The sequence below is a fragment of the Pseudomonas sp. KB-10 genome, assembly GCF_018221585.1.
GTDB lineage: Bacteria > Pseudomonadota > Gammaproteobacteria > Pseudomonadales > Pseudomonadaceae > Aquipseudomonas > Aquipseudomonas yangonensis.
In genome coordinates this window covers 67,723-92,986 of the sequence record NZ_QYYB01000010.1, presented here as the reverse complement: position 1 = coordinate 92,986, position 25,264 = coordinate 67,723, and the positions used below count along the sequence as shown (strand labels likewise).

Sequence of the window (25,264 nt, the reverse complement as noted above, 5' to 3'; positions counted from 1 at the left end):
CTCCGCTTGAGTGGCGACCGCCAGGGCAGTCGTGTCGGAGGCGATTATCGAAAGCGGGCCAGGCAGGCCATACGCTGCCTTGGCAGCGATTGGCTGCTGCTTTGGCCGGGCGCTACCGGCCCGCTTCGGCCGGCTCGCGACCGACCTGCTACCGGTAGCGGGAGAAAGGTCGTAGTACCTGGCCAGCCCTTGGGCGTAGAAGCGCGCCAGACGCCAAACCCCGGGAGGCGCGCCAGGCGACGAACAACGCTGGCGCGACCGCAAAGGGCTTCGCCTCGGGCGGCTACAGAAAAAGCACACCGGAAACTCGAGGGGCGTCGCGCGCAAAGGGAGCCGATTAGAACGCGGCCTAAGCCGGCGAAGGCGCACCGCTGGCCAGCACGCGCCAGTCGTTGGCGCGCAGCAACTGACCGAGTGCATCGAGCAGATCGTGCTGCGTCAAGGTCGCCAACGCCTGCAGCACCCGTTGCGGATGCGATTCGGGCAGCCCGGCCAGATACAACTGCCACAGCTGCTCGGCGCGAGGCAGGTTTGCCGTGGCGGGAGCCAGCGCCATCTGCAGCGCCGCACGTCCCGCTGTCAGCGCTGTATCGTCCAGCGCGGCAAGCGCCTGGCGCTGCTCCTCAAGAAAGCCGCGAACATGGGCGTAGATCCCGGCCGCATCGCATACCGGCGACTGCAGGGCGAAGAGCAGCCCCCTGCAACCTTCTACCTGGCGAAAGCCGGCAAACAGGGCATAGCCCAGTTGCAACTCGCCACGCAGCCGCTGATAAAAACGCCCCTGCAGCTGTAGTCCAAGCAGGCGCCAGGCCGCCTCGGTGTGCGCATCGGCAACAGGTAGCGGGCAGAACAGCAGCAACGCCGCATCGCTACCGGGCTGCGTCTGCTGATGCCAGGTAAGGCCCGGGCATCCGGCCGGCGATCCCGGCAGATCACCCAGTGGCTCGACCGCCAGGCACAGCTCCTCGAGTTGCACGCGCTCGGCATCATCCAGCCCGACACTCAGCGCCTGCAGAGTCGCATCATCGCTGCACGGGCAAAGCGCCGGCAGATGCTGCAGCAAGGTGCGCAGCAGCATGCCCTGGGGCGCAGGCTCCAGCGGCTCGCTATCGGGCGCCAACAGCAGCGGCATGATCAGGCCGCTGAATGCCGGCAACAGCGCTGCCGTTCCCTGCAGCACCAGCGTCCAGCGCCCCGGTTGCACGCTCAGCTGGCAGGCAATACCCAGCCGCTCACCACGCCAACGCAAGTCGGCAATGCGCGCCTGCAAGCTGGCATCGATGCCATCCGTCGAGCCTGCGCTGGTACAGGGGCCGCGCCAATAAAGCGCAGCCGGGCCGCCGGCGCCCTGCCCCGGGTAATGCCGCAGGCGGGCGGGCGGCAGCGAATCCGGGATGAACGCCGTACTGGTGGCCAGCAAAGGTTCTTCACTGGCCAGGCGAAAATCGAAATCCAACGTCAGCGCAGCAGCGGGCTCCACCGAGGCTTGCAGCGGCAACACCAGGCCGGTCGCCGGCCAAGGCGTCTGCGGCTGTTGAGTGCAATACAACTCGATCAGCCCTTCACCGTCAGCCAGCTGACTCAACAAAAAATCCACAGCAGCCAGGGTACGGTTTGCGTCGAACGCCCCCATTTGCAGATGCCGCGCCAATGCCAGCGGCGCCAACCCGAACTGCCGCAGCGTCAAGGCCTGCTGCCATTGACGTCTGCGCCGCTGCCAATGCGTATGCCCCTGCACCTGTCTGGCCCAGCTCATCAATGCCCCGCGCAAGCGAGAGCCCTGTTCTTCACCAGCGCCTTGAAAGTCCAGACGCAGGAAGCATTGCCCGGCATGGCAATACAGCACCCGCGCCTGCAACTGCCGGCACAGTTGTCGCCTACGCAGGCCATCGAGCAGACCACCACAGGCGGGGTCATGCAGGGCGTCCAGCAATAACTCCAGCGCGGCGTCTGCTGCGTCCCCATCGACCTGCGCGGCAAACCCGAAGTGTACGTGGCTGGAGCCATGTTGCAGATTCAGTCGGGATGCACGCAGTGGCAGCAGAGCAACCGGCGGAGTGGCTGGCTCGGATTCAGTCGCTGGCAATGGCCCCAGGACGGCTTCGCTCATGGCCAGCAGTTGCTCCGGCGGCTGCGGTCCCACCAGCGTCAGACACATATTCGCGACACGATAGTGCTGGCGATGGTAGTCACGCAGCGCCTGCTGAAACTCCGGCTGCTCCACAGCCAGCGTGCTGCGATCACCGGCCAGAAAGTCGCCGCAGCGATGTCCGGCAGCCAATGCCTGACCCAGAGCGTGGTCGATACGACTGTCGCCATCCTGGCTGCGTGCCTGGTACTCGGCGTGCAACACCTCACGCTCACGCAGCTGCGCCTCGACCTCCAGCAGCGGCCAACGCAACATGTCCAGCAGACGGGCCAGTGCCGGCTGTAACTGCTCGGCCGGCAGCTGACAGACGAAATCGGTATGTCGCGCCTGCGTCGAGGCATTGACCTGCCCACCGAGTCGCTGGGCGAACGCCATCAAACCCTGCTCACGGGGATAATCGCGGCTACCGAGAAACAGCAGATGCTCGAGAAAGTGCGCCAGGCCGGGATAGGCCTCGGGTTCGTCATGACTGCCCGCCGCGACCCGCAGGCAGATCCCCGCGTCCTGCGCCCAGCTCTGCTGCAACACCCGCAACTCGGCGCCGTTGGTCAGGCGCCTGGAGTGGGTGATAGCTTGGACTCGTTGGTGCATGGATCGCTCTCTGGGCAGCTTTCGCTCAAGCGTCAACCTTACACCAGCACCGCACAATGCTGCTTTGGCCGGGGTGAACTGCATCCAGGGTCGTATTCGCCGGCAGCGCTTGGGCCTCAGTGAGGTCGGGCAGGCTAGTTGTCCGGCCTGACGTAGCGCTCTTGCATCTGCCGCGCCGCCGTCTCGGCAGCGTCGAGACCGGCATCGACGCTCTGGCGAAAGCCCGCGTCGATCATGGCCTGCAAGCCGGCGGCTGTAGTGCCGCGATAATCGAGCATGGCCTGGACCATCTGCGCCGGCGGCATGCCACCGCGCCCAAGCAGCTGACTCGCTTCTGTCACCACTCCGCGCACGGCGTTTTCGGCGATCTGCTGCGGCAACCCCTTGGCCAGCGCGTGCGCCAGCAAAGCCTCGGCCAGCAGCGCCGGGTAGGCTGCCCCGGCACCGACCAGGCCAGTCAGGTAATCGAGGTCGCGCTCACTGGTCACCTCGTCAGCACTGCCGCAACTGTCGAACATTGCCTGGGTGAAGCGCTTGTCGGCGGCGCTGACCTGCTCGGCCGCATACCAGGGCGTATAGCACCGACCGATCTGCGCTGCCGCATTGGGCATGGCACGAATCACCCGGTGGCTGCCGGTGCGAGCCATCAGCGTAGCCAGCGAGACACCCGCCATGAAGGAAATCACCAGTTTGTCGGCAGCCTCGATCTGGACTGCCGCGAACTGCTCGGGGCGCACCGACAGCACGATGATGTCGGCCCATTGCGCCAGCTGACGGTTGTCTGCAGTCAGTCGTACCTCTGGCCAGGCGTCGAAACCCTCGACCCGCCCGTTGCGGCTGGAGAGCATCAGCGCAGCCGGCGCCAGCACGCCTCGCTCAAGCATCGAACCGCCAATCGAGCGCCCCAGCCAACCGCCCCCACCGATAATGCCAACCTTGCGTCCACTGAACATGCGCGTACCTCTCAGGTCGGCTCACTGGTCGCAGTGGCGACCAGCACAGGCTCGCTCACCGTGAAACCATGGCGAGCATAGAAGCGCTGCAGTTCACGCGGCTCGGGCGCCTGCTCGGTGAAGATCCTCACGTATTCCGGGATGCGCTGCATGCGCACGAGAAGGTCCTCACGGCTGTTCATGCTGATGTAGCCGATCTGGGTCAGGTACAGGGAACGCGAGCGGACATCGGCAGGCAACGCCTCGTAGCCGAAACGCGCGAACATGCCCGCCAGGGCTGCCAGGCGCGTCTTGTCGGCCAGCTCGACCTCGGCAGCCACTCTGGAGTCCTGCAGTGCCCAGCTGCGCACGGCGAACTCGAACTGCGAGTCGAACAGCGCCGGGCTCAGCCAGCAGTCGAAGACGTTGAGCAGCGCTTCATTGATGCTCTCGGCATAGGCCTGGGTCTGCCCGACCAGATTGTCGGTGTTCTTCGCCCGCCAACGCTCCAGCAGTGCCGAGAGCAGCTCCTCGCGGTCCTTGAAGAACCAGTAGAAGCTGGTACGCGACAGTTGCAGCTTCTTCGCCAGCGGCAGAATCCGCACAGCCTCGACGCCTGATTCGATCAGGACCTCATACGCTGCCTCCAGCCAGCCGTCGGCTGAGCCGCGCCAGCCGCCTTCACTTGATTTTGTCGGTGTATTCATAGCGCGATGGTAGCGGCCCGCTGGCGGGTCTACAACGCGAAAAGAGTGCAACGCAGTCTATCCACACGACATACCTGTACATTTCCTAGACACGCCTGGCTTCGAAAACCGCTTAACTGCGACCACTGCTAGCCAGATACGACATAGGCTGTTGCGCTGAATGTACAGATAAGTCAGCTTAATTGACACATATGTACATTTTGCTTTTTTCGCTCTTCTCTGGAGTTCCGAGCATGTCCAGCGATCCACTGCTTCAGCCGTACCAGCTCAAACACCTGACCCTGCGCAACCGGATCATCACCACTTCGCATGAGCCGGCCTATCCCGAGGACGGCATGCCCAAGGCGCTTTACCGCGCCTACCACGTCGAACGCGCCAAGGCCGGCGTCGCCCTGACCATGACCGCCGGCTCTGCCGCCGTTTCCCGCGACAGCCCACCGGTGTTCAACAACATCCTGGCCTACAAGGATGAAGTGGTTGGTTGGCTGAAGGACCTTACCGACGAATGCCACGAGCATGGCGCGGCGGTGATGATCCAGCTCACCCACCTCGGCCGGCGCACGCGCTGGGACAAGGGCGACTGGCTGCCGGTGGTGTCGCCCTCGCATCAGCGCGAGGCGGCGCACCGCGCCTTTCCCAAGAAACTCGAGGACTGGGATATCGAGCGCATCATCAAGGACTATGCCGACGCAGCCGAACGCATGCGGGCCGCCGGCCTCGACGGCATCGAACTGCAGGCTTACGGGCACCTGATGGACCAATTCTGGTCGCCGCTGACCAACGAGCTGGACGCCCCCTTCGGCGGATCGCTGGACAACCGCCTGCGCTTCACCTTCGAGGTGCTGCGCGCGGTGCGTCAGCGGGTCGGCAACGAATTCATCGTCGGCGTGCGCTACACCGCCGACGAGGCCCTCAAGGGCGGCATCAGCGCCGAGGAAGGCCTGGACATCTCGCGGCGCCTGAAGGAAAGCGGCATGGTCGACTTCCTGAACGTCATCCGCGGCCATATCGATACCGACGCCGGCCTGACCGATGTCATCCCGATCCAGGGCATGCATAACTCTCCACACCTGGACTTCGCCGGGCAGATCCGCGCGGCTACCGACTTCCCGACCTTCCACGCGGCGAAGATTCCGGACATCGCCACCGCGCGCCATGCCATCGCCTCGGGCAAGGTCGACATGATCGGCATGACCCGCGCGCACATGACCGACCCGCATATCGTGCGCAAGCTGCTCGCCGGGCGCGAAGAGGATATCCGCCCCTGTGTCGGCGCCAACTACTGCCTGGACCGCATCTACCAGGGCGGCGCCGCCTACTGCATTCACAACGCCGCCACGGGTCGCGAAACCAGCATGCCGCACGAGATTGACAAGGCTGCCCAGCGGCGCAAGGTGGTCATCGTCGGGGCCGGCCCGGCCGGGCTGGAGGCAGCGCGAGTGGCCGGCGAGCGCGGCCATGAGGTGGTGGTCTACGAGGCCGCCAACCAGCCCGGCGGGCAGATTCGCCTGACGGCACAAAGCCCGCGCCGGCGCGAGATGCTCAGCATCATCGACTGGCGCATGAGCCAGTGCGACGCATTGGGCGTGCGCTTTCATTTCAATACCTGGGCCGAAGCCGAGACCATTCGTAGCGAGCAGCCCGACGTGGTCATCGTCGCCACCGGCGGCTATCCGCACACCGAGGTGCTGGAGAGCGGCAACGAACTGGTGGTTTCGGCCTGGGACATCCTCTCCGGCGACGTCAAACCGGGACGCAACGTGCTGCTGTTCGACGACGCCGGCGACCACACGGCCCTGCAGGCCGCCGAGCTGATTGCCCAGAGCGGCGCCAGCCTGGAAATAATGACCCCGGATCGCAGCTTCGCACCGGAAGTCATGGCGATGAATCTGGTGCCCTACATGCGCTCGCTGCAGAAACTCGACACCACCTTCACCGTCACCTATCGCCTGACCTCGGTGGCACGTGAAGGCCAGACACTGCTGGCACAGATCGAAAGCGACTACGGCGGGGTGCGCAAGCAGCGCCAGGTCGATCAGGTGGTGATCAACCACGGCACCCGGCCAATGGACGATTTGTATCTGGAGCTCAAGCCCTTCTCGCGCAACCTCGGTGCGGTCGAATATCAGGATCTGATCGTCGGCAAGCCGCAGCAGCGCGAAGACAATCCGGACGGCGAGTTCCAGCTGTTCCGCATCGGCGACGCGGTGGCCGCGCGCAACACCCACGCTGCCATCTACGACGCCCTGCGCCTGGTCAAGGATCTCTGATCAGGCGGCTCGTTGCGCCCGGTTCACGCCGGGCGCTTCGGATACCTGCTTATCGCCTCAGGGATGGGCGAGTCCCTCGATGACCTGGCCGATGATATCGCCCAACGCCGTCACCGGCTCGTCAGACGAGACGTCGATCACCAACAGGCGTGCACCGGCATGCTGCAGAACGGCCTGCAAGGCGTCGCTTACCGGGCGGTCACTCAGCACCAGGCGCACGTCGTTGTCCTCCAGCACGGACTGCAGTGCTGCCTGGTTTTCACCCAGCTCGCCCTCTGGCAGTTCGATCACATCGAGGTTGAGACCGGTGGTCAGGTACTCGAAGCCAGGGGACAGGCTGGCAACACTGAGGTTGTCCAACTGCGCCAGCCGCTTCTCACTCTCGGCACTCAAGGCCAGCAGGCGCTGCTTGATCTGCGCCAGGTTGGTCGCGATCTGCTGCGCGTCGCCAGGGCTCAGGCGCACCAGGTCCGCCGCGATCACATCGGCCATGCGCCCAAGATTGTTGACGCTCAGCCAGGGCTGCTCAGCTAGCGCATCACCGCCCTGTGAACGCAATGCGATGCCGGGTAATGCACCGTCCACGGGGCGAGCCGCATCCACTTCGACGATACGAATATTGCTGCGCCGCGCCATGGGATACAGCGGGTCGTCCGGCCACAGCGAGCGCAGCGCAATCACCGCATCGGCCTCGCTCGCCGCCTTTTCCAGTGCTGCGGCTCCGCGCCCGCTGAAAAAGGAGATCTGCCGGCTGGCTGGGAGCCTGTCCGGGGCGGCACGCACGACCTCGACCCCGGTGCCTTGTAGCAGCGCCGAACCCAGGCCATGCGTCACCGGCAAGCTGGTCAGCACGCGCATGGGTTCGGCTGCCGCCACCGCTGTAGCCAGCAGGATCCCGACAGCAACGGCGAGGTTGATCAGTTTCTTGTTCATCCGAGGTTCCCTTTGAGGCCGGGCAGCAGGCCACGGGCGATAGCGGCGCCGGCAAACACGAGGCCGGCCATGATGATGATCGAAGCACCGGACGGCACCGGCAGTTCCAGGGCGATGGGCAGGAAGATTCCAACCAGCGTGCAGCATGTGGCGATCACCACCGACAGCCAGAAGAAGCCCTTCAGCGACTGGCTGAGCAGACGGGCGGCGGCAGCCGGAATGACCAGCAACGCACCGACCAGAATGGCGCCGATGACCTTGACCGCCGCGACAGTGACCAGTGCCACCAGCATGACGAAGAGGTAGTCCAGAGGTTTCACCGCGACACCACGCACGGCGGCCAGCTGCGGGTTGAAGCTGGCCAGCATGAAGCGGTTGTACAGCGGCACGGTCAGGGCCATGACCAGCAGCGAGACCAGCGACAACACGCCGAGGTCCTGCGCATTGACGGTGAGCACCGAGCCGAACAGCACATTCTCCAGAATATGGATATTGATGCGCCCGGCCAGCACCAGCAGGAGGCTGGCACCTACGGCCAGCGATACGGAGAGAAATACGCCGATCAGCGTATCCGGCGACAGACCGGTACGGTTGCGCAGATAGTTGAGCAGCAGACCGAACAACAGACAGTAACCGAACAGGCTGCCATAGGGGCCGGTATAAGGCTCGCCAAGCAGAATGCCGATGGCGACGCCGGTCAGCGCTGCGTGACCAACGGCCTCGGAGAAGAAGGCGAAACGCTTGACCACCACCAGCGTGCCCAGCCCGCCGAGCACCGGACCGATCAGCAGCCCGGCGAACAGGGCATTGATGACGAAGCCATAGGCCAGCGTGTCAGGCAGATAGCCAGCAGCGGCCCATGCCTGGATCAGCAGCCGCAGCTGTTCAAAGAAGGCGCTCATTGCTCGCTCCTCCCCGCAGCCTGAGGGTGACTGGAGAACAACTGCAGCAGACGCTCCGGTTTCAGTGCCTGCTGCGGCGCATCATCGAACAGCACGCGGCGGTTCAGACCGGTGACACGGTCAGCCAGCCGTCCGACCGCACCCAGGTCGTGCTCGACCCAGAGTACGGTTACGCCAGCCCGGCGCCAGTCCTTCAACAACATCTCGAACACCCGCATGCCCGGCTCGTCCAGCGCAGCCATGGGCTCGTCGAGGATCAGCAGCTGTGCAGCCGGCACCAACCCCTGAGCCAGCAGCACACGCTGACGCTCACCACCGGACAACGCGCCCATGCGCCGTTTGCGTTTGTCGAGCATGCCAACCCGCGCCAGCGCCTCATCGATGGACGGCGCGTGACGTCTGGACAGGCCAAGAAAGGCTGGGCGCAGCTGGCACATGGCAGCCATGAAATCATCCACCGTCATCGGCAGGCCACGGTCGAACTCCAGCGCCTGCGGTACATAACCGATGACACCGGGCGCATCCGGCCAGCTCAGGCTCAGCTCGCCACGGTGCGGCATTTGCCCGAGCAGGGTCTTGATCAGCGAACTCTTGCCCCCGCCGTTGGGGCCGACCAGCGCATGCACACTGCCGGCTTGCACCTGGAACGATATCCGCTCGAGGATGGGGGTACGACCAAGCTCGAGGCTGACTTCGGCAAAATCGATCGAGGGCCCGGTAATCGTCGCAGTCGGCAAGGTTTCGACCGCCGTCATGCGCCGTTCTCCTGAATCGCACGTACCACGGTATCGAGGTTGCGGGTCATCTCCTCTTCGTATTTGCCCGCGCTGTATTCGCCGTAGGAGATGTGCGTGAGCGGATACAGATGCACGCCGGATTCACGCTGAATGGTCTCGACGTAAGTGGAGGGGAAGTCCATCTCCGAGAAGATCACCTGCACGTCCAGATCCCGCAGCTGGTCGATGGTCTTCTTCAACTGGCTGGGGCTGGGTTCGATGCCATGCGCCGGCTCGACCACGGCGGTCACCTCCAGACCGAACTCACGCAGCAGATAGTCGTAGGCGCCATGAATGGTCGCCACACGCAACTCGGCACCGTGCTCCTGGCTCAGGCGTCCGAGCGCCTCGGCACGCAGAGCACGCAGGCGCTTGCCATAGGCGCGGGCATTCTCGCGGTAAGCCTTGGCGTTATCCGGGTCGAGCTTGCCCAGCTCCCTGGCGATGGTGTTGATCTGGGCGATCGACGCACTGATCGAAAGGAAGGTGTGCGGGTTGACCACCTTGCCCGCGCCGCGTGCAGCCTGGCCGGTCGCTGCCAGCAGAGGCACGCCGGCATTGGCCTCGATCAACGGCAGCTGCGGCTTCTCGCTGGCCTCGATCATGCGCTCGGCGAAGTCGTCGTGGCCTACGCCGTTGAGCACGACCACATCCAGATTGCCGATGCGCTTGATATCTTCGGCACGCGGTTCGTAGGCATGCGGGTTGAAGCCTGCCGGAATCAGCGGCACCACTTCAGCCTTGTCGCCGACGATGTTGCTGACGTAGCTGTAGTATGGATGCAGCGTGATGCCGACACGCAGGCGCTTGCCTTCAGCGTGGCTCAGAGCGGGCAACAGAACGGCGCTCAGGCAGACAAGGAAAGCGGCCAACATGCGGCAGCGCAGTGGGAAGCGAGAGTAGGTCGACATGGGCAAATCCGAAATTCAGTGGCGGTGTTGGCGGGTAACGCCTGCATCGAACTCGCTGAACACCTGGCGCCAGCCAGCAGCGTTCAGCGCCTGTTCGTGCAGGTCAATCGGGGCGTCGTTGAGGGCCGAGCGATTGAGCCAGACGCTGGCCTCCTCGCCGTCGAGCAGCAGCAGAAACGAGCCTGCCGTATCTTCGGCATTGCTGCGGCCGAAATAGGCGGTAGTGCTATCGCTGCGCAGCAGTTGCCAGGTATGTCCGCCGCGGTTGACGGCGCTGGCATCGGCGATGAACGGAGGAAAGCCCTCCTCTGCCAGCTGCGCTGGAGTCGGCAGGCGCTGCTCGTCCTCCAGATACAGGCGAATCTCGTCGAGGGCGACCAGCAGGTCGGTGTGAATGCCCTGCTCGGCCGCGCGCAGGTCGCGACGCGCATCCAACCGGGAGGTATCGACGGCACTCTGCTGCGTCTGCGGCTGCGCCTGCCACATCACCACCAACCCGGCACACAACAGGATGGCCAGCGCAAGCAGACACACATACAGCGTTTCATGCCCTGCGCCTGCAGGACGAACCACCTGGGTGCTCATGGAGCCTCTATATCCAGATGGTCGATTTCCACCACATGGCCGGGACCGGCATCGAACAGCACATAGAACTCACCTTCAGGGCGTTTGAAGCTCAGGCTGGAGTCGTCGCCGAGCTTACCGGCGACGAGGATTTCCTCGTCGTAGCTGATTACGTCCAGCGTCACGCCTGGCGCACCACTGCCGTCGGAAAAACCGCCAACGCAGACAATCTCCTCATCGCCCTGCGCTTCACACTGGCAGACCGGGTTGTGCGCCAGCGCCAAGGAGCTGAATGTGCCGGTCGCCGCCAGCAGCAGTGAGCGATACAGATTCTTCATGGTTTGCCTCCTCGTTGATTCAGCCAGGCCCGGGTGGCAGGCGATGCCTGGGCCAGCGGTATGGATGCCTGATGCAGGGAGCCGTCCCAGCCTTCCATGGTGATCCACAGTTCGGCATCGGCCTTGGTCCGCGGTGGAATGGGCAGGCTGGCGCCCATGCGATAGGGGCTGCCGAAAAAGATCGCGCCGGCGGCGCGCAGGCTGCGCGGTTTGCCGATGCGCAGGTAGGTAGCCTTGACCTGATCGATGCACGTGGTGCACAGCGCGGCATTGAAGTTCTTCATGTAACCCGCCGGGCCCTCGAACTTCGGGGCTTCATCGCGCAACTCGGCCAGACGCAGGCTCCACGGACCGACCTGCACCTCGCCGATCTCACGCTCGCCCAGGCCGCTCTCGCCACGAAACAGGGAAACGTCCTTGAAGTACTTGGGCATGAAGGCCAGCGGGATGATCACCAGCAGGATGTTCAGGTGGAAACGCCACCTGTGCCAAAGGCGTCCCAAAGGCGTAGATGGCAATGTCACTGCCTTGCTCATGACTGGCCCTCCGGGGCTTCACCGATAGCAATGGGCGCCGTGCGCTGGCGCGCGGCACGCGGTTTACGCTTGGCCAGCGCGGCGGTGGCCTGGACGGTACGCTTGCTCCAGATCAACAGGCCACTGAGCACCATCATGCTCAGCAACAGCCCGAACACGAACCACACCAGCTTGAGCCAAAGACCGCCGAAATCACCGGTGTGCAGCGGTCGCATCGACTCGGTGACGAATTCCAGGGCAGAACGGTCCGACAGCAGGCGGGTCTGGTCGACGTTGCCGGTGTAGGGGTTGACCGCAGCCGACTGGAACATCAAGGGATACCAGCCACGACCACCGACGAAGATATGGCTGTAGGCATTGCCTGGCAGGCTGACGAAACTCGCCTCCAGACCGGGAATGCGCTGTGCGGCGGTATCGACGGCGTGATCGATATCGATGCGCGACACGCTGCCGCCAGGCTCGATCACCGGTACCTCTTCACGCGCCACCACCGGTGGTATGCCTTCGGTGGAAATGGAAACGTGGTTGTCGAACAGCAGCGCCTGAATCAGAAACCATACGCCGGTGATGGAAATGACGGCGATGAACCAGATCGACCAGATGCCGGAAAGGCGATGAAAATCGCCCCAGAAGATACGCGCGCCCTGGTTGAAGCGCAGCGTCGGCTTGAAGAAACCCTTCCAGAACTTCTTGTAGACCACCAGCCCGGTCACCAGAGAAGCCAGCATCGGCAGGCCCATCAGCGACACCAGATACCAGCCCCAGCTGAAACCATTGGTGAAGGGCACCAACCACCAGCCATGCAGGGCACGGGTGAACTGACGGAAGTCGAACTGCGGGCTGATGCCCTGGATCGCCCCGGTATAGGGATTGACGTAGAGCGTGGGTGAGGTGCCATCCGGATAGCTGACCCGCGCAGTGAGGGCGAAGTGGTCCTCCTGCGGGCGACTGATCGATTGCACGAAGAGCTGCGGCTCGGCGCGGCTGATGGCCTGCAACACCTGACCGTAGCTCAGGCGCTCGGCATCATCGGTCGGCTTGCTGGCACGTACATCCGGGTTGGCCAGCCAGACAATCTCCTGACTGACCGTGGCCAAAGTACCGGTGACACAGATGATCAGCAGAAAAAACCAGACCGGCAACGCCAGCCAACTATGAACGAGGAACCAGATTCTGGAGCGGGATTTCTTTGACATCGGCAAACCAGGGGTAAACGCCTATAAGGCAATGACTGGGGCTGGAGAAACACAAATCGAGTGTTCATCCATATAGGACGGATGAGATGGGAAAAACCCGCAGGTGCAGATGAAAAAAATTTTTATTCAGCGAGCTTTACTACCAACCAGCGGGTCAACCCACGCCCGGCACGCTATGCGTTCTTTTCTTGGTAGAATCGCCCCCTTTATTCGCCGTCGAGCATCCCGACTGTTTCCCCTCAAGGACGCAGAAAGGGTGAAGTCGGCCTCCAACAACCAGAGTGACGATGCCTCAAGAATCGAACATCTCCATCACCAGCACACGCCCTACCCTGTCCCGCCGCTTCTCCGTGGCGCCGATGATGGATTGGACCTGTTTTTATTATTTATCTAATAAAATCAATAATATATAAAAATCATATTTTAATTTAAGCAGTCTCTTAGCATCCCATACGTCATGAATGTGCTACTAGGCGCTGAGCCCAACGCTAAAACGTGCGTCTTCTGGCTGCGCCTGAGACGTTACTTGGGGCCTCGGGCTGCATGCCTGAGTATTCGCATGAAAACCGTCAGGCGCTCTCACTAGCCGACACCATTCAGCCGCATGCAAAATCGACAGGCTTTCACATAGTTCGCCACCAGAGGCTTCGGCCTCTGCCGTGCTTCACCCAGTATGCGGACAGCGCCAACCAGGCGTTCAGAACAGATCCTATAATCGACTGGCCATTAGCGGCCCCTGATGATCGGCTGCTTTCGGCCAAAAGCAGTCACTTGTTGCGAAGATTCGCCGTCAGCTTGCGCCCGCAATTAAGGCAGGCTCACCTGACGATTTTCTCGCAAGGTTCATCTAATCTAACTGACTGTATCTGCCAGCAGTAGGGCTTTGAATGCGAGACACTTCCAGCCAGCAGAAAACGGACTCAGCCCCATGGGAGCAGGCCGAACGCCTCAAGTGCATCATCGATGGCACCAACATTGGTACATGGGAGTGGAACGTTCAGACGGGTGAAACCACCTTCAATGAGCGTTGGGCGGAGATTATTGGCTACCGCCTCGAGGAACTGGCCCCCGTCGACATCAATACCTGGTTAAACCACGCCCATCCCGATGACCTCCGTGAGTCAGGCGTCCGCCTGGAGCGCCACTTCAGGGGCGAAACGCCCTTTTATGACTTTCAGTGCCGTATGCGCCACAAGTCGGGGCGCTGGGTGTGGGTGCATGACCGCGGGCGGGTAGTCAGCTGGACCGCTGATGGCAAGCCCTTGATGATGTATGGCACCCATGCCGACATCACCGGGATGCGCGAGCAGCAGGATGAGGCCCATCGAACCAGCGCCCAACTACAGGCCATTCTCGACTCTGCAACCGGCGTCAGCGTCATCGCCACCAACCCTGATGGGCTGATTACGCTGTTCAACCGGGGCGCGCAACGCCTGCTGGGCTATCAGGCAGAGGAAGTGGTTGGTTTCCAGACCCCGGCGTTAATCCACCTGGGGGATGAGGTGGAGCAACGAGGTCGCGAGCTTTCACAGCTCGTAGGTCGCGAGATCAGTGGTTTCGAGGTTTTCGTCCATCTGGCGCGGCAGGGAGAGCCCGAAACGCGGCAATGGACCTATGTGCACAAGGATGGCACTCGGCGCAGAGTGAACCTGACGGTAAGTGCCATATTCGACAGGCAGGGCACGCTATCCGGTTTTCTGGGCATTGCTAGTGACATATCTGAATTGGAGTCCACCACTAGAGCGTTGCAGGAGAGCGAAAATCGTTTCCGGGGACTGGTGGCCAACCTGCCCGGTGTCGTCTATCGCTGTGAGAGCGATGCCAATTGGACTATGCGTTACATGAGTGATGAAGTCGCTTCTCTGACCGGTTTTCCGGCCAGTGACTTCATTGATAACCGTGTACGCAGCTTTTCCAGTGTCGTGCACCCTGATGACCTGCACATCACCTACCAGTCCGTCGCGGCCATTGAGCGACATGAAAAATTTGAGCTCACCTACCGGCTTAAGCATGTAGACGGTCACAGCGTCTGGGTGAGGGAGCAAGGTCGGGGTGAATACGGCGCTAACGGCGAGCTGCTCTGGGTGTCCGGTTTCATCTGGGATATCAGCGACCGCAAGGCAGCCGAGGACGCACTGCGCGTCAGCGAGCGGCGCTTCAGTGGTGCATTTAATACCGCTCCGCAGGGCATGGCCATCGTCGACCTTGACGGGCGCTGGATGGAGGTCAATGACGCCCTCTGTCGCATGCTGGGTTACAGCCGTGAAGAGTTACTGCAACTCGACTTTCAGCACATTACCCATCCCGATGACCTGGCCAAGGATTTGGCACTTCTGCAACAGCTTCTGGAGGGTGTGATCGCCGACTACCAACTGGAGAAGCGTTACATCGACAAGCGCGGCAACGTGCTGTGGATTCTGCTCAGTGTTTCATTGGTACGCGACGCTCTGGGGGTACCCCTGCACTTCGTGTCACAGATTCAGGACATTACGGATCGCTTCGAGGCCGAGAAACGCCTGCGGGAACGTGAAGAATACCTCAGCACCCTGCTGGACAACGTCATCGATGCCATCGTGACCATCGATGAGAGCGGGTTGATTGAAACCTTCAACCCGGCTGCCGAGCGGATGTTCGGTTACGCGAAAGCAGACGTGACAGGGCAGAATGTTAATTTTCTGATACCCGAGCACTACCGCGATCAGCATGATGAGTTCCTATTGGCCTACCGCGAGAGTGGCGTGCCACGCATGCTGGGTAAGGCCTTGGAATTGCCTGGACTGCGGCGCAATGGCGAGCTGTTCACCATGGAGCTCGCGGTGTCGCAGATCACCTTGCAGGGTCAGCGTCGCTTTATCGCCGTAGTCCGCGACGTCAGCGAGCGCAAGCGAATCGAGCGAATGAAGAATGAGTTCGTCTCCACCGTCAGCCACGAGTTGCGCACACCACTCACCTCAATTGCCGGGGCGCTAGGTCTGATCAATGGCGGGGCGCTGGGCGAGGTCCCTGCACAGATGGGGGAAATGTTGCGTATCGCCCAGAGTAACAGCCAGCGCTTGTCAGGTTTGATCAATGACCTGCTGGACATGGACAAGCTCGTGGCCGGCAAAATGACGCTTGATCTGCACAGGCTAAAACTCTGGCCGCTGCTGGCGACGGCCGTCGAACAGAACCAGCCCTATGCCACGCAGCATTCGGTGACTCTACATTTGAAGCCGCCGCCGCTGGATGTCGAGGTACGGGTAGACAGGCAGCGCTTTGATCAGGTCATGGCCAACCTGCTCTCCAATGCGGCCAAGTTCTCTGCGCCGGGCGCTGATGTTGAGGTTTCTGCAGCCCTGGCCGATGCGCGGGTGCGCATCAGCGTGCGTGACTTTGGCATGGGCATCCCTGAGGCCTTTCGCGCGCGCATCTTCGGCAAGTTCTCACAGGCTGATGCCACGGATACCCGGCAGAAAGGCGGAACAGGCCTGGGGCTGGCGATCACCAAGGAACTGATTGAGCGCATGGCGGGAGCCATCGGCTTTGAGTCCGTCGAGGGCCAGGGGACAGTCTTCTGGGTGGAGCTGCCTGTGGAGCAACAGCCTTGATCCGGCCCAACTACAAGCCAAGCGTCATTACCTGTATATGGCTTCTGGTGACACTGCTGCTAATGGGTGGCCTGGTAGAGCTTGGACTCTGGCGCTACAACCAGTATAGGGATCAGGAGGAGCAGCGTTTTCTGCGTGCCCAGGGCTACGAAATGAGGGCGGTTCTGTTGGCCGAACTCAATGCCACGCTGCACCTCGCCAGCGGCTTGGCCAGTTATATACCGACCAAGCAGGGCCGCCTGGATGCAACCGAGCTGCAACCCTGGCTGCGTGGACTGTTCGCCCAGGGACGCTATATCCGCAATATTGGATTGGCGCCGGATAACCGGATTGCTTACCTCTACCCGCTTGAAGGAAATGAGTCCGCTCTGGGGCTTTACTACCCCGACCTTGCCGAGCAGTGGCCGCGGGTTCAGCACATCATCGCAAACAGGGCGCCGCAACTGGATGGCCCCCTGAATCTGGTGCAGGGCGGCAGAGGTCTTGTCTACAGGGTGCCGGTGTATTTGCAGGACCAACGCTACTGGGGGCTGATCAGCACGGTGATTGATTACGACCGGCTCATGGCTTACCTGGATGCCTTGGCGCGCCAGCGTGATCTCGCGATTGCCCTCCTACCCTTCGATGCCCCCGCAGCAGCCTCGGCAGGCAACGTTCGCCTGCCGGTATCGCTGGCCGGAGCAAAATGGCAACTGCAGGTTTCGAGTACATCTCAGCCGCTGGTTGCTTTGACCCTGGCCAGGGCTTTGGGCTGGAGCTTGGCCCTGCTCATCACCTGTCTGGCGGCCTGGATGATGCATTTGCATCGTCGCAGAGCAAGCCTGGCCCAGGCGCTGAGCAGGAGTCAGCAGGACTTCATGCGAGCCTTCGACCTGGCTCCGCAAGGAATGGCAATGCTGAAAGCCACGGGGCAGCTTTTGGAAGTCAATCAGGCGCTATGCCAAATTCTTGAACGTAGCCGCGAAGAGTTAGTGAGTGCGGTACTGGCTGATTTCTGCCTGCCGAGTGACCGTGAGCTGTTGCGCCAACACCTCGCCCAAGAGTCCGGGCAGGCGCGGCGGGGCTGGTGGATACGGCTACTGGATGCAGAGCAGAACCCTGTCGACGTCGAATGCAGTGCCTCCTGGCTTGGGCAATCGGTGACCGGCGAAGCATTGTGCATACTGCATATTCAGGACATCACCGAGCGTTTACGTCTGCAGCAGATGCAACGCGAGTTCATTGCCAGTGTCAGCCATGAACTGCGCACGCCACTGACTTCCATTGCAGGCTCCCTCGGCTTGATCAATGGGGGGGTTCTGGGCGAGGTGCCACAAGCGATGCAGGCACTGCTACAAATCGCTCAGTCCAACAGTTCGCGCTTGCATGAGCTGATCAACGATCTGCTGGATATGGAAAAACTGATGGCCGGGAAAATGCGTTACGACATCCGCGAGCAACCCATCTGGCCGCTGCTTGAGGATGCCATCACGCACAACCAGCCTTATGCTGATCAATATCAGGTTGCGCTTGAGCTGGTCGGCCATCCTGTAGAGGTCAACGTCGCCTTCGATAGTCAGCGTCTGGCGCAAATCCTGGCCAACCTGATTTCCAACGCGGTCAAGTTTTCCCCGCCCGGATCAGTCGTAACTCTCAAAGCAAGTGTCGATCACGACTGGCTGAGGGTTAGTGTCAGGGACCGTGGTATTGGTATTAAGGACGAATTCAAGAGCCGGATATTCAGCCGGTTTTCCCAAGCGGATGCGGGCGATGCCCGGCAGAAGGGTGGCACCGGGCTGGGACTGGCCATCTGCAAGGAACTCATCGAAGCCATGTCGGGACGCATTGGTTACGAATCACGGGAACACTTGGGCAGCACCTTCTGGTTTGAGCTGCCCATTGCCAGTCAGGTGGTCAAGGAATGACGACGCGCAAGTCTCCAGGGCATCCACCTACACCGTCGAATGAAAGTAGTCGCCTCGCCGCTCTGCTCAGATTTGAGCTGCTTGATACGCCTGCCGAGGCCATGTTCGACAACATCACCGCGTTGGCGGCGCAGATCTGCGAAACCCCTATTGCGCTGATCTCGTTGGTCGATGCCGAGCGTCAGTGGTTCAAGAGTCGGCAGGGGCTGGACGCCCGTGAAACGCCGCGAGAGCTGGCGTTCTGTGCGCATGCCATCAACGGCGAAACCTTGTTCGAAGTGGAAAATGCCCTACTGGATCCACGCTTCAGGGACAATCCGCTGGTGACCGGCGCTCCGGATATTCGCTTCTATGCCGGCATGCCGCTCGCTGACAGTGAAGGCCATAACCTGGGCACCCTGTGCGTGATTGACCGCCAGCCACGTCAACTCAGCGTGCAACAGAAAGGCGCCCTCAAACTGCTCGCGCAGCAGGCCATCAATCTGTTTGAACTGCGCTTGCAGACGCGGCAGCAGCAAGAGCAGGCGGCGTTGCATAAGGCGATTTTGAGCAGTGTAGGAACTGCGGTGTTGATCACTGACATGGCAGGCGTGATTCGGCAGGCCAGTCCGGGGGTTCTGCCTCTTCTGGGCTACGAAGTGGATGCCCTGGTCGGTCAAAGTCTCGGACTGGTGCTACCGGATGAGGAGCGTCAGCTGCAACCCGATCCCGTCAGGCCGTCTTTCAACTGCGGCTCTGAGCAGGCCAGTCTGCATGAGTTGAGGGCACGACATCGCAAGGGTCAGCGCATTCCCGTGCTGTTCAGCCTGGCGCCGATTGCCATGGATGGCAGTGCACAAATGGGCTATCTCTGCATCCTCAATGACCTGAGCTACCGCGAGGAAGCGCTGCAGCGCCTGCAGCACATCGCCGAGCAACTTCCCGGTGTGGTCTACCAGTTCCAGCTGTATTCCGACGGTCGCAGTTGCTTCCCCTATGCCAGCGAGGGGCTACGGGATGTTTACGGACTGCAGCCCGAAGAGGTGCGAGAAGACGCGAGCAGCGTTTTCGCGCGTATTCACCCGGATGATCTTCTCGCCGTGACCGCCAGCATTCAGACGTCAGCGGAACACCTGAGCGTCTGGCACCGAGAGTACCGTTTCCTGCATCCCATAAAGGGCCTCATATGGCTGGAAGGTCGGGCTATGCCACAGCCGCGTGCCGACGACAGCATTCTCTGGCATGGCTTTATCACTGACATCACTCAGCGAAAACATCTGGAGCAGATGAAGAACGAGTTTGTCTCGACCGTCAGTCATGAGCTGCGCACGCCCCTTACTTCCATTGCGGGCTCGCTGGGGCTGATCAACGGTGAGGCATTGGGTCCTGTTCCGAATGCAATGCGAGAGATGCTGTCGATCGCCCAGAGCAATTCTCAGCGCTTGCGGCAATTAATCGATGATCTGCTGGACATGGACAAGTTGCTTGCAGGCAAGATGAGCTTTATCCCCCAGCAACTGGATATCGACAGCTTCCTGGCCGAGTGTGTCACTAGCCATCAGGGGTTCGCCCGTCAGCATGATGTGCAGCTTAGCTACACGGGAGGGCCGGTAGCCCAAGTCACCGCGGACCCAATGCGCTTACAGCAGGTGCTCAGCAACCTGCTGTCCAATGCCCTGAAGTTCTCGCCAGCAGGCAGTCAGGTGCTTCTATCTGCTCAGGCGCTTGGCGGACAGATCAGAATTTTGGTGGTCGATCAGGGGCCTGGCGTTCCAGCCGAGTTTGTTGATCGTCTTTTCGAGAAGTTCTCCCAGGCCGATGCCAGTGACCGTCGGCAGAAAGGTGGCACCGGGCTGGGGCTTGCCATCAGCAAGGAGCTGATGGAACGCATGGTAGGATGCATCGGCTTCTATCCGCGTCCCGGAGGCGGCTCTGTTTTTTGGGTTGAGCTACCCGCTCTATTTCAGGATGAAACGCTATGACGATGCTTGAACATGCTTTGGCCAAAGGGCCCCGATGGATGCCTCTCGTGGTTCTTTTGTGCGGCTTATTGAGCACTCTGGGAGCTTGGTACGCGCTTAGCGCCATCCAGGAGAAAGCAGCCGATCGTGAGTTCAGCAACTGGGTAATGAGGTGCTGGAGGCGATCGAGAAGCGGATGAACAATCATCGCCAGATACTGCTGGGAGGGGCAGGTCTGTTCGACGCTAGCAACGACGTGAGCCGCGATGAGTGGCGGCGCTATGTGCAACGTTTGGATCTGGAGTCCAACTACCCAGGAATTCTTGGTCTTGGCTACAGCCAGGTCGTGCGGCCGGATCAACTGCAGAGTTTTGAGGAGAGCCTGCGCAAACAGGGCTTTGCTGAGTTCGCCATTAAACCTGCAGGAAAGCGCGATCTGTATACGTCAATTATCTACCTGGAGCCATTTACAGGGCGAAACCTGGCGGCTTTCGGCTTTGACATGTTTTCCGAGCCTACGCGGCGTGCAGCCATGAGCAGGGCGGTTGAAACCGGCCTCCCCCAGCTGAGCAGCAAAGTTACGCTCGTTCAGGAGAATAAGGGGCCTGTTCAAGCAGGTTTGCTGATGTACGTGCCGGTCTATCGGCCCGGGGCACCGTTGAATTCTTCTGCCAAGCGCTGGGAAGCAATACGTGGTTTCGTCTATAACCCTTACCGTGTGACCGATCTGATGCAAGCGGTTCTCGATGGTAGGGATTTGCAGATCGACTTCGCCCTCTACACAGGAGCAATAGCCTCTCCTGAACAGAGGATTTTCATCAGCCATCCGCGGCTTGAGCAGGCAGATAAACCTTCACGCACCGAGCAGCTGGAGTTGTTTGGTCAGCCACTTACTGTGAGCTTCTATATGCCGCCCGGGTTCTACGGGCGCTTCCAGCAAGGGCAGGGCCTGTTGCTGATTCTGGGTGGCGTGATCAGCTTGCTGCTGTTTTTTCTCACGCAGGCTCTTGCCAATGGCCAGCAGCGAGCCATCGGCCTGGCTAACGATATGACATCCCAGCTGCGCCATAGCAAGGCAAGACTTCAACGCGTCTTGCAGGGTGGCCACGATGGCTGGTGGGACCAGGACACTGAGGCGGGCCGTTTCTTTGCCTCGACTCATACCTGGCAGATGCTCGGGTATCCCGACCAGGGGCCTCAGCCGCCTCTCAGGGACCTTGTGCAACTGGTCCACGCTGACGATGTCGCGGCGCTTCGTGCCCGGCTTACGGCTCCTGAAGGGGCGATAGAGCATTACCTCAATCACGAGTGCCGATTGATATGCCAGGATGGCCAACCTCTGCCCGTGCTTTTGCGAGCGCTGATTCGATGCTCGCCAGACGGACGTATGCTCGGCGCCAGCGGCACCGCGATGGACCTTACCGAGCAGAAGCGCATCGAGCAGCTCAAGAGTGATTTTGTCTCCACGGTCAGTCATGAGCTACGTACGCCACTGACCTCGATTTCAGGCTCTTTGGGCTTGGTCACCGGCGGCGCGCTTGGCGCCGTACCGGACAGCATGCGACCCATGCTGGAAATCGCCCAGCAGAATAGTCAGCGGCTATGCCACCTGATCAATGATCTTCTGGACATGGACAAACTCGCCGCCGGGAAGCTCAGTTTCGAGTTCACCAACCTCGAGTTGGGTCAGCAACTCAATGAAGCCCTTCTCAGCAATGCCTCCTATGCTGAGCAACATCAGGTGCAGCTGGCGCTTGATCCCATGCCTCCTGTCAAGGTGCGTGCCGATGCGCTTCGGCTGCAACAGGTGCTCGCCAATTACTTGTCAAACGCCATCAAGTTCTCTCCTTCCGGCGCTTCGGTGCGGCTGCACAGTACGCTTAGAGATGGGCGCGTCAGAGTAAGCGTCACAGACAGTGGGCGGGGCATCCCGGAGCATTTCCACCCACACATCTTCCAGAAGTTCTCCCAGGCAGACAGCAGTGATCAACGGCAAAAGGGCGGCACCGGACTTGGCCTGGCGATAACCAAAGAACTTATTGAGCGTATGGGTGGCCAGGTGGGCTTTGATTCTCTTGAGGGCCAAGGCAGCACGTTTTGGTTCGAGCTGCCGGTGCTGGTCGATAACCATCCACTCACTGATATTCAGCGTCCAACCATCCTGGTGGTGGAGGATGAGCCTGACGTAGCCCGGCTGCTCCAGCTAATGCTTGAGGGCGGTGGTTATCAGGCAGCACTGGCTGAAAACCTGGCTGAGGCGAGGCATATCCTGGCAACGCGCGAAGTGGCCGCCGTAACCTTGGACTTACGCCTGCCTGACGGCCACGGTTTTGAGATCCTGTTGGAAATTCAGCGTGTACTGCGCAAGAAGGATTTACCCGTCATTGTCATCTCCGCGGCAGCCGAGCAAGGGCAACTTAATCTCCAGGGGGGTATGCACATTGTTGACTGGCTGGATAAACCCATCGACCCGCATCGACTACTGAGCGGCCTGCGTCGTGCACTCGGCAGCACGCGGGGACAGCCTCGCATTCTGCATATCGAGGATGATCTTGATCTGCGCATGGTGGTTGCCGAGCAGGCTAGAAGCCTGGCTGCGTGCGAGGGGGCCGGTAATCTCATGGAGGCCCGGCAGCAGTTAGCATGTGGCTCATGGGATCTGGTGCTGCTTGACCTGCACCTGCCAGATGGTGATGGCTTCACTCTCATTGAGGAGATTCATCAGGCCCATCCAGGACTACCGATAGTGGTACTGTCTTCGACAGAGCTTTCGACGGAACAGCTGAGTTTTGTCGAGGCAGCATTGGCCAAATCCCGAACAGAGCCACAGGCCTTCCTGGATGTGCTCGCTCGCCTACTACCGACCAAAGGGGATGATCATGCCTGAGCTGAAGCGCATATTGCATGTGGAGGACGACCCCTCCATTCAGGCTGTGGCCAAAGTCGCCCTGGAGGCTGTCGGCGGATTCGAGGTGCTGAGTTGCAGCAGCGGTCAGGACGCCATCGAGAGAGTGGCAGGTTTTGCGCCGGATTTTATTCTGCTGGATGTCATGATGCCCGGAATGGATGGCCCGCAGACGCTTGAGCAATTGGTCAACCTAGTGGACATCAACGTTGTCCCTGTTGCCTTTATGACTGCCAAGGTACAGCCTGCAGAGGTCGAACATTACCTGAGCCTCGGCGCACGTGACGTAATCATAAAACCCTTCGATCCGATGCAGTTGGCAAGTCAGATACGTGCCATTTGGAGCCGCTCGAATGGATAGACAGAAGCCGTTGGCTGACCTGCAAGCTCAGTTACAGCTGTTGGGCGAGCAGTTTGCACAGCGCCTCAAGGAAGAGCTGCCGCAGCTGGCAGATAGGGCGCAGCAGTTGCAGCGTTCCTCTGATCCAACAGAGCAGCTTGAACACCTACAGGATCTGCGCAACCAGCTGCATAAGCTAGCGGGGAGTGCAGGTACCTTCGGCTTCAAGGAGCTGGGAGATCAAGCTCGATTGCTTGAGCAGCACTCGCAGCAATGGCTCAGCAGTCTAGAGTTGCAGCGCAAGGGATTGGACACTTTTGTTGATGATATCCAGGCACTGGCGTGCACTTCAGATCTAGCAGTAAGGGTGAATCCTGCTCCCGCCCCTATCGAGCTGCCGCGCAGCAGCGCCCCGAACGAAGGCTCCCGTCTCATCTACATCCTCGAGGATGAAGAAAGTGTGGGTGAGAGCATCCGTCGAACGCTCTCGACGTTCGGCTATCAAGCTCGCCACTTTATCTGCACTACCGAACTTGATGAGGCGATAGCGCGGCAGAGTCCTGATGCTTTGATTGTCGACGTCAATCTCGGCACCGCTCAGCAGAGCGGATTGGAGTACGCGTCCTCACTGCTTGCTCGTCTCCCGCAGGTGCCTCCGTTGCTGGTGCTGACGACGCAGGATGACTTCGATACTCAGCTACAGGCTGCACGCCTTGGTGCCGTCGGTTCTTTCAGCAAACCTGTTGATGTGGCCAAGCTTGAGAGTCGCCTTGAGAGGTGTTTCGCCCAACAAGGGGGGACTCCCTATCGAGTGTTGATCGTTGATGATGACTATGAGTTGGCCAATCACTATCGCTTGGTGCTGAGCGCGGCAAATATGCTGGTTGAGGTAGTCAATGAGCCGAGCCAGCTACTTGAGACCATTGCTCAATTCAGTCCAGAGGTTCTGCTGCTGGATTTGAATATACCCGGCTGCTCGGGACCCGAGCTTGCCCAGATGATCCGCTTCAACGATGACTGGATCCGAATACCGATCATCTATCTTTCGGCCGAAACCGATATCGGCTTGCAAATGAGTGCCTTGCTTAAGGCGGGCGATGACTTCGTCACCAAGCCCATATCCGATAAGAGCCTTATCGCTACAGTGTTTGCCAGGGCACAGAGGGCAAGACTACTCAGCAATGCGTTATCACGAGACAGCCTGACGGGGCTGCTGAAGCATGCGGATATCAAGGAGCAGGTTGCGGTAGAGCAGGAGCGCGCAATGCGTACAGGCAAGCCTGTAAGCGTGGTAATGCTGGATATTGACCATTTCAAGAAGGTCAACGATTCATACGGTCATGGTATTGGTGACAACGTGATTCGGGCGCTCGCTAATCTGCTCAGGCAAAGACTCCGCAGAGTCGACGTTATTGGTCGCTACGGTGGCGAAGAATTCCTGGCAGTGCTGCCCGAGTGCGGTGGAGCTCAAGCAGTACAGATACTGGACCAAATTCGTCAGCAGTTTTCGCGAATAAGCTTCTCCAGTGAGATGGGAGATTTCAGTGTCAGCTTGAGTGCAGGCATAGCATCGTGTGCTGAGCTGGAAGCCGGTGCGCTTATCGATGCTGCCGATAAGGCGCTCTACGCTGCAAAAAATACGGGGCGGGATAGGGTGTGTTTGGCTGAGATATAAATTTCAGGCTTCTTAATTGGATAGCTAAGCAAGGGGCAATTCAGAGAGCCTGAAACGCCTTGCGGGCATAAGTTGAGGTATCCACTTGCATCGAGAGGCGTTTCAGTA

The 25,264-nt window shown here is 60.6% G+C and carries 18 protein-coding genes and 1 pseudogene; 8 read left to right on the top strand and 11 right to left on the bottom strand.

Annotated elements, in window-relative coordinates:
- Window positions 1–349 precede the first annotated feature (349 nt).
- The 3 genes from pqqF to DXK50_RS22675 all read right to left on the bottom strand — a co-directional run bounded on the left by pqqF (window position 350) and on the right by DXK50_RS22675 (window position 4,379).
- Window positions 350–2,740, bottom strand: coding sequence for a pyrroloquinoline quinone biosynthesis protein PqqF (pqqF, locus tag DXK50_RS22685; RefSeq protein ID WP_212631816.1), 2,391 nt, complete (start codon window positions 2,738–2,740; stop codon window positions 350–352).
- Window positions 2,741–2,874: 134 nt separating this feature from the next.
- The gene (locus tag DXK50_RS22680; RefSeq protein WP_212631815.1) at window positions 2,875–3,693 is read right to left on the bottom strand and encodes a pyrroline-5-carboxylate reductase family protein; all 819 of its coding nucleotides are present in this window, start codon (window positions 3,691–3,693) and stop codon (window positions 2,875–2,877) included.
- 11 nt (window positions 3,694–3,704) lie between these two features.
- A complete protein-coding gene (locus DXK50_RS22675) occupies window positions 3,705–4,379 on the bottom strand; it encodes a TetR/AcrR family transcriptional regulator (RefSeq protein ID WP_212631814.1) in 675 nt (224 codons plus the stop codon).
- A gap of 233 nt (window positions 4,380–4,612) precedes the next feature.
- On the opposite strand from DXK50_RS22675, the gene DXK50_RS22670 reads away from it, so the two are divergent.
- Window positions 4,613–6,649 carry an NADH:flavin oxidoreductase gene (locus DXK50_RS22670; RefSeq protein WP_212631813.1) on the top strand — a complete coding sequence of 679 codons (2,037 nt, stop codon included), beginning with the start codon at window positions 4,613–4,615 and terminating at the stop codon, window positions 6,647–6,649.
- A 57-nt stretch (window positions 6,650–6,706) separates the two neighbouring features.
- Here the strand turns inward: DXK50_RS22670 and DXK50_RS22665 are convergent, their stop codons facing one another.
- From DXK50_RS22665 to DXK50_RS22630, 8 genes are read right to left on the bottom strand one after another with little or no spacing between them, the layout of a single operon-like run.
- Entirely contained in the window at window positions 6,707–7,582 is an 876-nt protein-coding gene (locus DXK50_RS22665) for a metal ABC transporter substrate-binding protein (protein ID WP_212631812.1), read from the bottom strand.
- Complete coding sequence (locus DXK50_RS22660; RefSeq protein ID WP_161867788.1) at window positions 7,579–8,484, bottom strand: metal ABC transporter permease; 906 nt, start codon at window positions 8,482–8,484, stop codon at window positions 7,579–7,581. The genes DXK50_RS22665 and DXK50_RS22660 overlap by 4 nt, the downstream gene beginning before the upstream one ends.
- Window positions 8,481–9,239 (bottom strand): metal ABC transporter ATP-binding protein, encoded by a 759-nt coding sequence (locus DXK50_RS22655; RefSeq protein WP_212631811.1) that lies wholly within the window; start codon window positions 9,237–9,239, stop codon window positions 8,481–8,483. Before DXK50_RS22655 ends, DXK50_RS22660 begins: the two co-directional genes overlap by 4 nt.
- Window positions 9,236–10,171: a metal ABC transporter substrate-binding protein gene (locus tag DXK50_RS22650; protein ID WP_212631810.1), complete on the bottom strand. Its 936-nt coding sequence runs from the start codon at window positions 10,169–10,171 to the stop codon at window positions 9,236–9,238. Before DXK50_RS22650 ends, DXK50_RS22655 begins: the two co-directional genes overlap by 4 nt.
- A gap of 15 nt (window positions 10,172–10,186) precedes the next feature.
- Entirely contained in the window at window positions 10,187–10,756 is a 570-nt protein-coding gene (locus DXK50_RS22645; RefSeq protein WP_212631809.1) for a DUF6162 family protein, read from the bottom strand.
- Window positions 10,753–11,073: a hypothetical protein gene (locus DXK50_RS22640; RefSeq protein ID WP_212631808.1), complete on the bottom strand. Its 321-nt coding sequence runs from the start codon at window positions 11,071–11,073 to the stop codon at window positions 10,753–10,755. The genes DXK50_RS22645 and DXK50_RS22640 overlap by 4 nt, the downstream gene beginning before the upstream one ends.
- Complete coding sequence (locus DXK50_RS22635) at window positions 11,070–11,609, bottom strand: thiamine pyrophosphate-binding protein (RefSeq protein ID WP_161867793.1); 540 nt, start codon at window positions 11,607–11,609, stop codon at window positions 11,070–11,072. The genes DXK50_RS22640 and DXK50_RS22635 overlap by 4 nt, the downstream gene beginning before the upstream one ends.
- Window positions 11,606–12,805: a PepSY-associated TM helix domain-containing protein gene (locus tag DXK50_RS22630; RefSeq protein ID WP_212631807.1), complete on the bottom strand. Its 1,200-nt coding sequence runs from the start codon at window positions 12,803–12,805 to the stop codon at window positions 11,606–11,608. The genes DXK50_RS22635 and DXK50_RS22630 overlap by 4 nt, the downstream gene beginning before the upstream one ends.
- A 287-nt stretch (window positions 12,806–13,092) precedes the next feature.
- Between DXK50_RS22630 and DXK50_RS22625 the strand changes: the two are divergent.
- The 7 genes and pseudogenes from DXK50_RS22625 to DXK50_RS22595 all read left to right on the top strand — a co-directional run.
- A pseudogene (locus DXK50_RS22625) lies at window positions 13,093–13,194 on the top strand (tRNA dihydrouridine(20/20a) synthase DusA); the annotation flags it as partial.
- A gap of 498 nt (window positions 13,195–13,692) precedes the next feature.
- Window positions 13,693–16,392 carry a PAS domain-containing sensor histidine kinase gene (locus tag DXK50_RS22620; protein WP_212631806.1) on the top strand — a complete coding sequence of 900 codons (2,700 nt, stop codon included), beginning with the start codon at window positions 13,693–13,695 and terminating at the stop codon, window positions 16,390–16,392.
- Complete coding sequence (locus DXK50_RS22615; RefSeq protein WP_212631805.1) at window positions 16,389–18,296, top strand: hybrid sensor histidine kinase/response regulator; 1,908 nt, start codon at window positions 16,389–16,391, stop codon at window positions 18,294–18,296. Before DXK50_RS22620 ends, DXK50_RS22615 begins: the two co-directional genes overlap by 4 nt.
- On the top strand, window positions 18,293–20,257 hold the full coding sequence (locus tag DXK50_RS22610; RefSeq protein ID WP_212631804.1) for an ATP-binding protein: 1,965 nt from the start codon (window positions 18,293–18,295) through the stop codon (window positions 20,255–20,257). Before DXK50_RS22615 ends, DXK50_RS22610 begins: the two co-directional genes overlap by 4 nt.
- Before the next feature lie 175 nt (window positions 20,258–20,432).
- Window positions 20,433–23,123 carry a hybrid sensor histidine kinase/response regulator gene (locus DXK50_RS22605; RefSeq protein WP_212631803.1) on the top strand — a complete coding sequence of 897 codons (2,691 nt, stop codon included), beginning with the start codon at window positions 20,433–20,435 and terminating at the stop codon, window positions 23,121–23,123.
- Window positions 23,116–23,502 carry a response regulator gene (locus tag DXK50_RS22600; protein ID WP_047306314.1) on the top strand — a complete coding sequence of 129 codons (387 nt, stop codon included), beginning with the start codon at window positions 23,116–23,118 and terminating at the stop codon, window positions 23,500–23,502. The genes DXK50_RS22605 and DXK50_RS22600 overlap by 8 nt, the downstream gene beginning before the upstream one ends.
- Complete coding sequence (locus DXK50_RS22595) at window positions 23,495–25,156, top strand: diguanylate cyclase (RefSeq protein ID WP_212631802.1); 1,662 nt, start codon at window positions 23,495–23,497, stop codon at window positions 25,154–25,156. Before DXK50_RS22600 ends, DXK50_RS22595 begins: the two co-directional genes overlap by 8 nt.
- Window positions 25,157–25,264: the final 108 nt, after the last annotated feature.

Bases quoted from the DNA above. Each gene is read 5' to 3' on its own strand.
- pqqF (WP_212631816.1), bottom strand. From the start codon at position 2,740: ATGCACCAACGAGTCCAAGCTATCACCCACTCCAGGCGCCTGACCAAC.
- DXK50_RS22680 (WP_212631815.1), bottom strand. From the start codon at position 3,693: ATGTTCAGTGGACGCAAGGTTGGCATTATCGGTGGGGGCGGTTGGCTG.
- DXK50_RS22675 (WP_212631814.1), bottom strand. From the start codon at position 4,379: ATGAATACACCGACAAAATCAAGTGAAGGCGGCTGGCGCGGCTCAGCC.
- DXK50_RS22670 (WP_212631813.1), top strand. From the start codon at position 4,613: ATGTCCAGCGATCCACTGCTTCAGCCGTACCAGCTCAAACACCTGACC.
- DXK50_RS22665 (WP_212631812.1), bottom strand. From the start codon at position 7,582: ATGAACAAGAAACTGATCAACCTCGCCGTTGCTGTCGGGATCCTGCTG.
- DXK50_RS22660 (WP_161867788.1), bottom strand. From the start codon at position 8,484: ATGAGCGCCTTCTTTGAACAGCTGCGGCTGCTGATCCAGGCATGGGCC.
- DXK50_RS22655 (WP_212631811.1), bottom strand. From the start codon at position 9,239: ATGACGGCGGTCGAAACCTTGCCGACTGCGACGATTACCGGGCCCTCG.
- DXK50_RS22650 (WP_212631810.1), bottom strand. From the start codon at position 10,171: ATGTCGACCTACTCTCGCTTCCCACTGCGCTGCCGCATGTTGGCCGCT.
- DXK50_RS22645 (WP_212631809.1), bottom strand. From the start codon at position 10,756: ATGAGCACCCAGGTGGTTCGTCCTGCAGGCGCAGGGCATGAAACGCTG.
- DXK50_RS22640 (WP_212631808.1), bottom strand. From the start codon at position 11,073: ATGAAGAATCTGTATCGCTCACTGCTGCTGGCGGCGACCGGCACATTC.
- DXK50_RS22635 (WP_161867793.1), bottom strand. From the start codon at position 11,609: ATGAGCAAGGCAGTGACATTGCCATCTACGCCTTTGGGACGCCTTTGG.
- DXK50_RS22630 (WP_212631807.1), bottom strand. From the start codon at position 12,805: ATGTCAAAGAAATCCCGCTCCAGAATCTGGTTCCTCGTTCATAGTTGG.
- DXK50_RS22620 (WP_212631806.1), top strand. From the start codon at position 13,693: ATGCGAGACACTTCCAGCCAGCAGAAAACGGACTCAGCCCCATGGGAG.
- DXK50_RS22610 (WP_212631804.1), top strand. From the start codon at position 18,293: ATGACGACGCGCAAGTCTCCAGGGCATCCACCTACACCGTCGAATGAA.
- DXK50_RS22605 (WP_212631803.1), top strand. From the start codon at position 20,433: ATGAACAATCATCGCCAGATACTGCTGGGAGGGGCAGGTCTGTTCGAC.
- DXK50_RS22600 (WP_047306314.1), top strand. From the start codon at position 23,116: ATGCCTGAGCTGAAGCGCATATTGCATGTGGAGGACGACCCCTCCATT.
- DXK50_RS22595 (WP_212631802.1), top strand. From the start codon at position 23,495: ATGGATAGACAGAAGCCGTTGGCTGACCTGCAAGCTCAGTTACAGCTG.